Consider the following 11,996-nt stretch of genomic DNA (forward strand, 5'->3'; position numbering starts at 1 on the left):
GCCCCAGACGCTCAGGCCCATCACCAGTGCGAGCAGCAGTGCCATCGTCCTGTCCCCTCCTTCCGGTCCTTCGGATTCCTCAGACGTCGATGCGGGACAGGCGGCGGATGAGGACGAAGCCGACGGCGTACAGCGCGAAGGCGATGATCACCGCCGCCTGGCCGAACGGGGAGCCGGTCATACGCTCCAGGGCGCCGGCCTTGACGCCGTTCATCAGGAACAGCGCGCCGACGCCCAGCACGGGCACGGCGTAGGAGGTCATGTTGACCTGGGAGAGCTGGGTGCGGATCTCGCGGCGGGTCTCCTTGCGCTCCTCCAGGGTCTCGGTGAGGTTGCGCAGGGCGCCGACCACCTGACCGCCGGCCCGGTTGGACAGGACCAGGGTGGTGACCAGGACCACCAGCTCGCGCGAGGGCAGGCGGTCCGCGAGTTCCCCCAGCGCGTCGTCCATCGACGCGCCCAGCGCCAGCTGGTGGGCCACCTTGCCCAGTTCCTCGCCCGCCGGGGCCTCCAGCTCCTCCGCCGCCATGCCGATCGCGGTGCGCAGGGCCAGGCCCGCCTGGGTGGCGTTGGCCAGGATGCGAGCCAGTTCGGGGAGTTGGTTGATGAACTTCTCGATGCGTTTCTGCCGCTGCCAGTTGAGGAACTGCACGGCCGCCCAGACGCCGAGCAGTCCGGCGAGGGGGCCGAAGAAGGGGGCCAGGGCGGCCTGGCCGATCAGCCACAGGGCGGCCACCGCGGCGAGCATGTGGACGAAGAACTCGCCGGGGGTGACGTCCAGGCCGGTCGCGGCCAGTTTCAGCTCCAGCCTGCGGCCCGGTTTCGTACGGCGCAGACGGCGGTCGAGGGCGCGGAAGCGGCGTCTGCGGCCGACCGTGACCTCGCCGGTCTGCGAGAGCCGGTCGACGAGGGCCGCCCGCCGGGTCTTGCCCGTGGTGTGGGCGTGCAGGCCCATGACGGCGAGGACGCAGGTCAGCAGGGTGACGCCGGTGGTGAGGGTGATGAGGGTGCTCAGATCCATGGCGGCTCCTGCCTGTCTATCCGGCTTCCCGGGTGGCCAGCTGGTCTGCGGACCGGGCGACACCGAAGGCCTGGGGGATCGGCTGGCTCGCCATGTAGAGGCGCTCGGCGGTGCGGCGCGGCAGCGGGTGGTACTCGAAGGCGCCGTGGATCCGGCCGTCGGCCGCCATGGGCCGCGCGGCGAACCGGGCCACGGTCGCCAGCCGGTACGGCTCGCTGCCGTGGCTCTCGAGCAGGGCGATCTCGGTGACGCGGCGGGCGCCGTCGGCGAAGCGGGTGAGCTGGACGATCACGTCGACGGCGCTGTTGATCTGGTCGTGCAGGGCGGCGAAGGGGACCTCCACGTCGGACATGGAGGCCAGGGTCTGCAGACGCATCAGCGCGTCCTCGGCGCTGTTGGCGTGCACGGTGGCCAGCGAGCCGTCGTGGCCGGTCGACATCGCCTGGAGCATGTCCAGGGACTCGCCGCCGCGGACCTCACCGACGACGATGCGGTCGGGGCGCATGCGCAGTGAGTTGCGCACCAGGTCGCGGATGGTGACCTGGCCCCGGCCCTCCACGTTGGGCGGCCGGGACTCCAGCCGGATGACGTGGGACTGCTGGAGCTGGAGTTCGGCGGAGTCCTCGATGGTGATGATGCGCTCGCCCTCGGGGATCAGGCCGGACAGGGCGTTGAGCAGGGTGGTCTTTCCGGTGCCGGTGGCGCCGGAGACGATGATGTTGAACTTCGCCTGCACCAGACCGGCCAGCAGGAACAGCATGTGCTCGTCCAGCGAACCGAAGCCGATCAGCTCCTGGAGCGTGAAGGAGCGCGGGAAGCGGCGGATGGTGAGGGTGGGGCCGGTGAGGGAGAGCGGCGGGATGATCACGTTGACGCGCTCACCGGAGGGCAGGCGGGCGTCGACCATCGGGTTGGACTCGTCCACGCGGCGGTTGACCGTGGAGACGATCCGCTCGATGGTCTGCATCAGCTGGTCGTGGGAGGCGAAGCGGAGGGGCAGCTGCTCGACCCGGCCGCCGCGCTCGACGAAGATCGCGTCGGGGCCGTTCACCATGATCTCCGTGATGGAGGCGTCCTCGAGGAGTGGTTCGAGGATGCCCAGGCCCAGGGCCTCGTCGACCACGCGGCGGATCAGCTGCGAGCGCTCCGCGGTCGACAGGACCGGGCCCTCCCGGCTGATGATGTGGCCGAGCACCCGTTCGAGGCGCGCCCGGCGCTCGGCGGCGGCCAGCGAGCTCATCTCCGCGAGGTCGATCTCCTCCAGCAGTTTCGCCCGGTAGGAGGCGACCATGTGGCCGTCCTCGCCCCGGCTGCCTTTCTCCTCGGGGGAGTTGATGCGTGCGCGGAGGCTCATGGGTCCGGTGCTCCTCGGTCCGTTCCTCGTTCGGTCTGTGCCTTGTTCGGTCTGTGCCTCGTTCAGTGGTCGAGCGGCATGGTGGCGGTCCTGTGGGCCCGGCCGAAGTCCCAGCCGGGGACGATCGAGGGGATGCGGACGCCGGCGGTGACGGTGACCTCCTTGCCGCCGTACGAGGCCGGACAGCTCGTGCCGTCCGCCAGCCAGCTGCTGACCGCGTCCGCGCAGGCCTGTTCGGAGCTCTGCCTGAGGGAGGCCGCGCGCGCCCCGGCGCGGGCCGCCGTCCCCGCCTGCTGAGCGGTGTACGCGACCAGGCCGATCTGGATGACGGCCATGGCGACCAGCATCAGAACCGGGATGAACCCCAGGTATTCGACGGCGACCTGGCCGCGGTCACCTCGTCCGCGATCACGTCGTCCACGATCACGTCGTCCGCGATCGCCTCGCCCGCGATCGCCTCGCCCGCAGGCACGTCGTCCGCAGGCACGTCGTCCGCAGGCGCGTCGTCCGAGGTCGTACGGCATGTCAGTCCGTCACCTCCTCGACGGCACCGGCGTGGCCGGTCACCGGGACCGGGAAGCCGATCAGGCCGGGGAAGAGGACGGGCACCTTCAGTCCGACGTCGGCCGTCACGTAGCCGTTGCTCGTCCCGCAGTCCACACGCGCTCCGCCCCTCCACGCGTCCGACAGTTCGTCCAGCCCCGCCTCTCGGCAGGCGGCGGCCCTGTTGCCCCGGTGCGCCGCCGTCGCCGCCCGTACCGCCTCGTCCGCAGCATTCCCCGCGAGCGTGTACGTGTATCCCAGGAGCACGCACTGCCACAGCAGCACCAGCGTGATGACGATCGTCGGCGTCATGCCGAGGAACTCGACGGCGACCTGCCCGCTGTCGGATCCCAGCCGTCGCCGTAACCACCTCGCCCCTGTGCCTGTCCGCATCCTCATCCCTCTGTCTCCCTGCGCCGCCGGAAGCTCACCGACCCGCGGTCGCCGCGCAGCCGGCCGCCCTTGTGGCCGCCCTCGGGCGCCTTGACGATCCCGAGTTCGCCCGCGAGGCCCCACAGGGCCTGTTTGACCGTGCTCCTGTTGTCCAGCTCGTGGACGCGGCCGGCGTCGACCGCGCCCTGGAGTTCCTTGAAGTTCGCGGGGACCGCCGTTCCCGCCACCGCCGTGCCGGTGATCCTCCGGATGAGCGGCGGCTGGATCTCCGTACCGCGGCTGTGGCGGTTGACCACGACCGTCGTCTCCTCGGCCTTGCGGATCTGCAGCCGGTCCCACATCCGTACGGTCCGCTTGGCGGCGCGCACCGCGACCACGTCCGGGGTCGTCACGAGCAGGGCGGTGTCGGCCATCTCCACGGCCGCCGCGCTCGCCCCGCTCAGCTGGGCGCCGCAGTCCAGGACGACGATCTCGTAGCGGGAGCGCAGGGCGCTGACGATCTGTCGGGCGGCGCGGTCGGTGACCTCCTCGCCACGCTCGCCCTCGCCGGGGGCGAGCAGCAGCGCGAGTCCGGTGTCGTGGCGGAAGACGGCGTCGGCCAGGACCCGCGGGGAGATGTCGGTGATGGCGGCGAGGTCGACGACCGAGCGGCGGAACTGGACGTCCAGGTAGGAGGCGATGTCGCCGGTCTGCAGGTCCATGTCGACCAGGGCCGTGCTGCGGCCGGACGCCTGGGCGGCGAGGGCGAGTTGTATCGCGGTGAGGGTGGCGCCCGCCCCGCCCTTGGCGCCGCTCACCGTCACCACGCGTCCGCCGGCCCCGGTGAACACGTCACCGCCGTGGCCGAGATGGCGTCGTACGCCCACCGACCACTGGGCCACCGCCTGCACGCGGCTGGCCAGTTCCTCGTAGCTCAGCGGCAGGGCCACCAGGCCGCGCGCGCCGGAGTCCATGGCGGCGGAGAACAGGCCGGGGCTCGCGTCGGAGGTGACGAGGATGACGCCGACCGCCGGGAAGCGCAGGGCCACTTCGCGGATCAGCTCCAGGGCCGGGACCGGGCCGATCCGCTCGTGCACCACCACGATCTCGGGCAGCTCGTCGACGGACTCGGCGGCCAGGCGCGCCAGGGTGTCGACGAGCTGGGTGGAGTCGGCGACCGGCGGCACCGGCTCGGCGTCGGGGAGCTGGCTGAGCAGGGTGACGACGGACCGGGCCGCGTCCGCGTCGCCGACTGCCGGGAGAATCCTGGTGGGCATGCGTGCGGGCCTCTCACTTGTCGTTCGCGAGTTCGTAGGTCCGGTCCTTGGCCGGGACGCTGGTGTCGCTGCCGGGAGCGACCAGCGCGAGCCGGACCCGCTGGGCGAACGACTCGGCGTAGGTGATGCGCTGGGCGTCGATGGCGGACAGCGCGAAGGTGATGGGGACGGCGTCGGTGGGCTGCTGGTTCCTGTTGTCGGCGTTCGGCTGCAGCGCGGTGATCCTGCCGACGTCCAGGACCTTGGCGTTGGTCACAATGATCTTGGACTGGGCGGGGTCTCCCTGCCGCTGCCCGCCGAAAGTGGCGTACACGTTGACCGTGGAGCCCGGCGTGATCTTGCCGGCCACACCGGTCGCCGCGTCGATCATGATGGCGACCTCCTGCTGCCCCGGCTGCAGGGCGGGCCGGTTCACGATCATGTCGCTCTGCAGCAGGGAGCCCTGGCGCAGGGTGGTGACCGCGATCTTGCCCTGGATCTGGGCGAGGTCGGTGACGGCGTTCGGCGACAGCCACCGCTTGGGCATGCTGACCTTCTCGAACTGGCCCGTGTTCAGCGCGGTGTACGGCGGCACGTTCGTCCTGAGCTGGTAGGCGGTGACCTCGGGGCCGACCTTGGACTTCACGTCGCTGATGACGGAGAGCACGCCCGCGAACGCGCCGAGGGCGCAGATGACGGACAGAATCAGGAGTATCACGCCGCGGCGCTGACGGGAGTTCATGAACCCTGCAACCTCATGGGGGTGTCGGTCGGCTTGAGTCGAGCGGGATCGGATGGCGGTCCAGGACTCACCCGGTGGGCGCCGGGCTCTCGCGGGCGGGGGGCGGGGTGGCGGAGCAGAAGACGCAGCGGTCTCCGATGACGTCGATGCCGCACCAGTGGCACACGCCCTGGCGGACCGAGGTGACCAGCTGGTAGAGCACCGGCAGGTCGGGCAGGTAGGTACAGAACTCGATCAGCTTTCCGGTCCCCCACCAGGCGGCGGACTCGGCCGGCAGGGCGGTCTCGCGCAGCCCCTGCACGTTCCAGGCCGGGGCGAGGACGGTACCGGCCCAGTCGGACTGGAGCCGGCCCTTGGCGAGCAGCATCCAGGTGCCGAAGTCCGGTCCGGTCAGGGTGGCTTCGGGACCGATCCTGACGAGCTGCGGCTCGGGGTGGGCGATCACGCCGAACTGGCTGCCGGGAACCCAGGACTTGGCGTGCGCCCTGAGGTCGACGGGGACGCGGTCGAGGCGGGCGACGGAGCCCAGGACGGCGCCGGAGTGGAGGTAGTGGGTGAGCAGCCGGGCGGCCGAGGCGAGCACGCCGGGGCTGAGGTCGCAGGAGGCGAGCTGGCGCAACTGGCGGGCGAGAACGGCGAGTCCGAGCGGGGGCAGGTCGGGCCGGAACAGGGCGATGCGGTCGCTCTCCAGTAAGGAGCGGATCGTGTGCAGCCGACGCTCGACCCCGTCGGGGACGGCGCGCGAGCACACGACGACGACATGCCCGTGGTGGTCGATCAGCGCCTGCATCCCGTCGAGCGCCTGCTCGAGCGGCTGCCGGTCCAGGTCCTGCAGGACGACGGCGGGCACGGTCCGTTCGTCCTGCGCGGGCAGCGCCATGTCGGCGCTCGTCACAGCAATGGCAGTTGACACGCGCTGCTCCCCGTTTGACGCCTGTCGGCCCGTCGTCGCTCCTCAGGCGGGCCGAGTTGACTTCGCTGCGTGACTACCTCAGCACTGTATCCACGCCTCTGGGGCCGGAGAACAGCGATTCTGTACCTGAGTCGCAACTCTTCTCGCGCAAGTCATGTCAAAACGGGGCAGGTTGAGCCTCCTCCCGCAACCCAGAAGCGTGGGCCCTGCACAGCCGGTTGACCATGGGCCCGCATTTGGGTCCCCGGACCCACGCCTCCCGGCTCCCTTCGCACCTACGCTCGCCGCCCGGAAAGGCGCTTGCCACTGTGCGAGGAGGGGAACCGTATGGCCGGCGGGGGCGGCAGACGGACGTGTCACAGGACGTACCGGTACGACGACTCGGGCGCGAGTGCCACCGAGTACCTGGGCATGGTCGTGGTCACCGTCGCCGTGGTGCTCGGCATCTCCGCCACCGGCATCGGCCGGAACATCCACGAGAAGATCTCCGCCGAGATCTGCAAGGTCACCGGCGGCGGCGACTGCGGCACCGGGACCGGGCAGGCGGACCACCGGCCGCTGACCGACGCGGACTTCGAGCCGCCGCTGTGCCAGATCTCGGCGGTCACCGACAAGGCGGGCTCCACAGCGAAGATCGCCTTCTGGGAGATCGGCAAGGAGTACGGCTTCCAGGAGCAGCACCTCAAGGCGCACACGGACGTCAACCACGACGGCAAGGTCGACGACCAGGACGAGCTGGTCCACCTCACCTTCACCGACGCGGCCTCCGTCGGCGCGAAGAAGGACTTCAAGCCCGGCGTGAAGATGGGGAAGCTCGGCACCGACAAGGTGGAGCTGGGCGCCGGGATCAAGGTCACCAACGGGGACACCTGGGTGTTCGAGAGCCCTGAGGAGGCGCGGAGGTTCCGCGACGACATCGAGAAGCTGGAGATGTACCGGATGCGGCGCCAGTCGCCGGGCGGCGCGGAGGCGAGCCTCGGCGACAGCATCCTCCACCTCTTCGGCACCGGCCCCCTGAAGGACGAGGAGGACACCGGGAAACGGGTGAGGGAGCACCTCGGCGACAACCGGAGGATCACCTACGGCACGGTGAGCCTGGAGGCCTCCGCGGCGGCCGGTCTGAAGATCTCGGCGGGCGACGAGAAGAAGCTGAGCGCCGCGCTCGGCGGCACCTTCTCCTACACCCCCCAGGTCACCTGGACCGACAACGCCTACGCGAACACCAAGTCGTACACGTACTCTTCCTCCCTCCAGTACGGCACCGACGCGAGCTACGAGGCCAGCCCGCTCAGCGGCAACGCCTCGGCCTCCACCAGCCGGACCGGCACCCTCACCGTCACCTACGACAAGGCCACCGGCAAGCTGGTCGGCATCGACATGACCCGTACCGTCGAGCAGGGCGGGCAGCGGGACGGTGCCGGGCTCGGCGGCGACAACGGCAAGTCGGGCAAGGACAAGCGGGGCGCGGGCGTGAGCGCGAACGGCACCGACAGCGGCACCGGCATCCAGGTCGTCACCAGCTCCCTGAGCTTCGATCCGGGTCCCGCCGGCGACCACGACCGGGCCGTCGCCGAGCAGTGGCTGACCGGCACCGACGAACAGCTGGCGACGCCGTTCCGGTACATGTTCGACGATCACGCGCCGACACGGCGTCCGGGCGCCGACGACCCCTTCGGCCGGCTGATGTTCGACAAGGGCACGTCCAGCAGGATGACGTACACCGGCCAGGTCGACGCCGCCGAGTTCGGCTTCGAGCTGAACCTCGGCCTCAGCCTCGGCCTGTCGGTCGGCACCGAGAAGAAGGCGGAGACGCTGACGAACGCGCAGTTCCTCGGCGCGCCGAACGGCGACAGCCGGTCCTACGTTCCCTACAGCTACTGTGCGAACTGAATCCGCCGATCTCACCGATCCCGCCGACAGAAGGGCACGCCGATGAGGACACGACCGCTGACCGCGGGCCTGCTCGCCGCCGTGGTGGCCCTCACGGGCTGCGGAAACCGCAGTACGCACACGGCCTCCGTCCCCGAGGGCTGGGGCACCCTGAAGACCAGGGGCGTCTCCGTGTCGTACCCCCAGGGCCCGGGAGGGTACGTGGAGCAGAGTGCGGCCGAGCGCAGCAAGTACAACGCGGCGGCGGCCGTGCGCGAGGAGTCGGGCCGGACGGTGTCGATGATCACCGTTCAGCTGGACTTCACCCAGGCGCGCTCGGTCGAGCAGGCCGCCATCGCCGCGGAGGCCGGCATCCGGATGGGCGCGAAGGTGCAGGGCGAGAAGGACGTGAAGCTGGCCGACACCGACCACGCCAAGCGCATCGACTTCACCTTCACCTCGACCGGCGAGGACGGCAACCCGCCCAAGGGCACGCCGATCAAGGGCGTGATCCTGACGGGCCTGGACTCCAACGGCCGGACGTTCGCGGTGCGGATCGACGCGGCGCGGGGCGCGCTGCCGTCCGCGGACCTGAAGAAGATCGTCGATTCGGTGCAAGTGCAATGACAGTGGGGGCGCGGTGATACCGCTGGTCCGGGCCTGGGCGGCGGGCGTGGTCGTGCTCGTCGTCACCGAGTACGTCCAGATGACGGTGGTGTACGAGAACCTGGTCGGCCCGCGGGGCGTCGGCTCGTTCGGCGCGGCGCTGGCCCTGGTCCACCTGCCGAACCTGGTGTGCGTCGTGCTGGCGACCTGGGCGGCGGCGCGGGTGCACCCGGCGCCGTGGCGGGAGGTGCCGGCGCGGCACGCGGTGGCGGCGTGCGCGGTGCCGGTGGCGGCGCACCTGCTGACGGTGTCGCTGCGGTGGGAGCGTACGGGCCTGTCGTCACTGGCCCTGTGGATGTCGACGGGGGTGTTGCTGGCGGGGTGCGCGGTGGGGATGCTGCTGGACCGGTGGCGGGAGGAGACGCACCCGTAACCGGCCCATACGGCAGGGAGGTTGGCACCGCGAAGCCGACGGGCCCGATTTGGTCTGGACCTCTTGACAACAGAAATGGTCTGGACCAACTTGTACCACCAGGCGGTGGCCACCGTTCGCCAGTCAGTCCTCCCCTTCCTCCTCTCCCCCACCGGAGGCCCCAGTGGACCGCGTATCAGGCATGCCCAGACCCGGCAGACGGCGGCTGCGCCTGTGGTCGGGAGCCGTCACCGCCGCCCTCGCCCTCTCCTTCGCCGTCACCGGCCAGGCCGCGGCGGCGGACGTCAACAACGCGAAGAACGCCGGCTTCGAGTCGGGCCTGGGCAACTGGACGTGCTCGGCCGGCAGCGGTACGACCGTCTCCTCCCCCGTGCACGGCGGCTCCGCCGCGCTGAAGGCCACGCCGGCCGGGCAGGACAACGCCAGGTGCGCCCAGACGGTGGCGGTCAGGCCCAACTCGACGTACACGCTGAGCGCCTGGGTGCAGGGCGGCTACACCTACCTGGGCGCGACCGGCACGGGCACGACGGACGTGTCGACGTGGACGCCGGACTCGGCGGGCTGGAAGCAGCTGTCGACCACCCTCACCACCGGCTCCTCGACGACCTCGGTGACGGTGTACCTGCACGGCTGGTACGGGCAGGCGGCGTACTACGCCGACGACGTCTCGGTCCTCGGCCCCGACGGGGGCGGCGGCGGTGACCCGGCCCCGACGGTCCCGGCGGCACCGGGCGGCCTGACGGTGACGGGCACGACGTCCTCGTCCGTCTCCCTGGTCTGGAACACGGTCTCGGGCGCGACCGGCTACAGCGTCTACCGCAGCGGCACGAAGGTCACGGCGGTGACCGGCACGTCGGCGACCGTGACCGGGCTCGCGGCCTCCACCTCGTACTCCTTCCAGGTGACGGCGACGAACGCGGCGGGCGAGTCGGCGAGGTCGGCGACCGTGACCGGCACGACGACGGCCGGCGGCGGGAGTGGCGGTACGGGCCTGCCGAAGCACGCCGTGACCGGCTACTGGCAGAACTTCGACAACGGCGCGGCCGTCCAGAGGATCTCGGACGTCCCGTCCCAGTACGACATCATCGCGGTCTCCTTCGCCGACGCCACGAGCACGCCGGGCGCGGTGACCTTCACCCTCGACACGGCCGGCCTGAAGGGCTACACCGTCGACCAGTTCAAGGCGGACATCAGGGCCAAGCAGGCCGCCGGCAAGAAGGTCATCGTCTCGGTGGGCGGCGAGAAGGGCGCCGTCGCCGTGAACGACTCCGCCTCCGCGACGAACTTCGCCGACTCCGTGTACTCCCTGATGCGGACGTACGGCTTCGACGGCGTCGACATCGACCTGGAGAACGGCCTGAACGCCACCTACATGACGCAGGCCCTGCGCTCCCTGTCGGCCAAGGCGGGCCCGTCGCTGATCATCACGATGGCCCCGCAGACGATCGACATGCAGTCCACGTCGGCCGGCTACTTCCGGACCGCGCTGAACGTCAAGGACATCCTCACGGTCGTCAACACCCAGTACTACAACAGCGGTTCGATGCTGGGCTGCGACGGCAAGGTCTACAGCCAGGGCTCGGTCGACTTCCTCACCGCCCTGGCCTGCATCCAGCTGGAAGGCGGCCTCGCCCCCTCCCAGGTCGGCCTGGGCGTCCCCGCCTCCCCACGCGGCGCGGGCAGCGGCTACGTCTCACCCACAGTCGTGAACAACGCCCTGGACTGCCTGACGAAGCTCACCAACTGCGGCTCCTTCAAGCCCTCCAAGGCCTACCCGGACCTGCGCGGCGCGATGACCTGGTCCACCAACTGGGACGCCTCGGCCGGCAACGCCTGGTCGAACACGGTGGGCCCGCACGTGCACGCACTGCCGTAGTACGCGTCCCGAAGTGAGACACGGGCGGCGGGTGCCGCGTAAGCCACAGAGGTGCGCTTACGCGGCACCCGTCGTCCTCGGGCCGTGGAAACAGTCCGGAACCGCCGTGAAACATTCCGGTGGGTCCAGCGCATCAAAGAGGCGAGAGGGTACGGACGGACGGACCGAACGACAGGTGGCACGGGGGAACGCATGAGAAAGACCCGCGACAACGGTTTTCCGGAGTTCGCGGCGGCGCGGGCCGGGCATCTGTACCGCTCGGCCTGTCTGCTCACCGGTGGTGACACCCATCTCGCCGAGGACCTGGTCCAGGAGACCCTCGGCCGGGTGTACGTCCACTGGAAGAAGGCCTCCCGCGCCGACAACCCGGCCGGTTACGCCCAGACCGTCCTCACCCGCGTCTTCCTCGCCCACCGGCGTCGCCACAGCAGCCGCAGGGAGCGCGCCACCGACGTGCTCCCCGAGGTGCCCGAGCCGCAGGCGGGCGGCGACGCGCCGCTGCGGCTGACCCTCCTGGAAGCACTCGGACAACTCTCCGCCAAGGACCGGGCGGTGGTCGTCCTGCGCTACTGGGAGGACCGCAGCATCGAGGAGACGGCCGCGGTGCTGAACGCCAGCTCGGCGGCCGTCCGGACGCGCTGCGTCCGCGCCCTCGCCCGGCTGCGCGTGCTGCTCGGCGACTCCCTCGGCGAGTACGCGAGGTCCTGACCCGCTCCGGCCCACGACCGGATCATCGATCATCAACCAACGTTGCGGAGACGGCGGTTCGTCATGCCTGTTGCAGACCACGACCACGACCACGACCACGAGCCCGACCCCTTCGAGGAACGGTTCGCCGACGCCCTGCGGGGCACCGGCACCGCGTTCGGAGCCGACGGGACCGACCGGCAGGACCTGGCCGCCCGCGGCGAGGCGCACGGGCGGCGGATGCGCTCGCGGCGGCGGACCGCCGTCGCCGGCACGGCCGCCGCGGTGGCGCTCGTCGGGCTGGGCGGGGCCCTGCTCCTCCCC

The 11,996-nt window shown here is 70.9% G+C and carries 13 protein-coding genes and 1 pseudogene; 6 read left to right on the forward strand and 8 right to left on the reverse strand.

Features of this window, described 5'->3' with window-relative positions:
- Positions 1-79: 79 nt before the first annotated feature.
- The 8 genes from C1I97_RS20070 to C1I97_RS20100 form a co-directional block, all read right to left on the reverse strand.
- The gene (locus C1I97_RS20070) at positions 80-1,021 is read right to left on the reverse strand and encodes a type II secretion system F family protein (protein ID WP_111004604.1); all 942 of its coding nucleotides are present in this window, start codon (positions 1,019-1,021) and stop codon (positions 80-82) included.
- A gap of 16 nt (positions 1,022-1,037) precedes the next feature.
- Positions 1,038-2,375: a CpaF family protein gene (locus tag C1I97_RS20075; protein ID WP_111004605.1), complete on the reverse strand. Its 1,338-nt coding sequence runs from the start codon at positions 2,373-2,375 to the stop codon at positions 1,038-1,040.
- A 62-nt stretch (positions 2,376-2,437) separates the two neighbouring features.
- Positions 2,438-2,743 (reverse strand): TadE/TadG family type IV pilus assembly protein, encoded by a 306-nt coding sequence (locus tag C1I97_RS20080; protein ID WP_258382656.1) that lies wholly within the window; start codon positions 2,741-2,743, stop codon positions 2,438-2,440.
- Positions 2,722-2,862, reverse strand: coding sequence for a hypothetical protein (locus tag C1I97_RS41590; protein WP_258382657.1), 141 nt, complete (start codon positions 2,860-2,862; stop codon positions 2,722-2,724). The genes C1I97_RS20080 and C1I97_RS41590 overlap by 22 nt, the downstream gene beginning before the upstream one ends.
- A 38-nt stretch (positions 2,863-2,900) precedes the next feature.
- The gene (locus tag C1I97_RS20085; protein WP_258382653.1) at positions 2,901-3,317 is read right to left on the reverse strand and encodes a TadE/TadG family type IV pilus assembly protein; all 417 of its coding nucleotides are present in this window, start codon (positions 3,315-3,317) and stop codon (positions 2,901-2,903) included.
- The gene (locus C1I97_RS20090) at positions 3,314-4,567 is read right to left on the reverse strand and encodes an AAA family ATPase (protein ID WP_111004608.1); all 1,254 of its coding nucleotides are present in this window, start codon (positions 4,565-4,567) and stop codon (positions 3,314-3,316) included. The genes C1I97_RS20085 and C1I97_RS20090 overlap by 4 nt, the downstream gene beginning before the upstream one ends.
- Before the next feature lie 13 nt (positions 4,568-4,580).
- Positions 4,581-5,288, reverse strand: coding sequence for a Flp pilus assembly protein CpaB (gene cpaB, locus C1I97_RS20095; protein ID WP_111004609.1), 708 nt, complete (start codon positions 5,286-5,288; stop codon positions 4,581-4,583).
- A gap of 67 nt (positions 5,289-5,355) precedes the next feature.
- Entirely contained in the window at positions 5,356-6,168 is an 813-nt protein-coding gene (locus C1I97_RS20100) for a hypothetical protein (RefSeq protein ID WP_111004610.1), read from the reverse strand.
- A gap of 360 nt (positions 6,169-6,528) precedes the next feature.
- Here C1I97_RS20100 and C1I97_RS20105 point away from each other — a divergent pair, with 360 nt between their 5' ends.
- The 6 genes and pseudogenes from C1I97_RS20105 to C1I97_RS20130 all read left to right on the forward strand — a co-directional run.
- Positions 6,529-8,091, forward strand: coding sequence for a hypothetical protein (locus C1I97_RS20105; RefSeq protein ID WP_111004611.1), 1,563 nt, complete (start codon positions 6,529-6,531; stop codon positions 8,089-8,091).
- A 42-nt stretch (positions 8,092-8,133) separates the two neighbouring features.
- On the forward strand, positions 8,134-8,697 hold the full coding sequence (locus C1I97_RS20110; protein WP_111004612.1) for a hypothetical protein: 564 nt from the start codon (positions 8,134-8,136) through the stop codon (positions 8,695-8,697).
- 13 nt (positions 8,698-8,710) lie between these two features.
- On the forward strand, positions 8,711-9,109 hold the full coding sequence (locus C1I97_RS20115) for a hypothetical protein (RefSeq protein ID WP_258382654.1): 399 nt from the start codon (positions 8,711-8,713) through the stop codon (positions 9,107-9,109).
- Positions 9,110-9,290: 181 nt separating this feature from the next.
- Positions 9,291-10,985 (forward strand): chitinase, encoded by a 1,695-nt coding sequence (locus C1I97_RS20120; RefSeq protein ID WP_258382655.1) that lies wholly within the window; start codon positions 9,291-9,293, stop codon positions 10,983-10,985.
- A 192-nt stretch (positions 10,986-11,177) separates the two neighbouring features.
- A complete protein-coding gene (locus tag C1I97_RS20125; protein ID WP_111004615.1) occupies positions 11,178-11,693 on the forward strand; it encodes a SigE family RNA polymerase sigma factor in 516 nt (171 codons plus the stop codon).
- A gap of 63 nt (positions 11,694-11,756) precedes the next feature.
- Positions 11,757-11,996 (forward strand): annotated as a pseudogene (locus C1I97_RS20130) (hypothetical protein); the annotation flags it as partial.

Origin of the sequence: Streptomyces sp. NTH33 (assembly GCF_003236365.1) — a bacterium.
GTDB lineage: Bacteria > Actinomycetota > Actinomycetes > Streptomycetales > Streptomycetaceae > Streptomyces.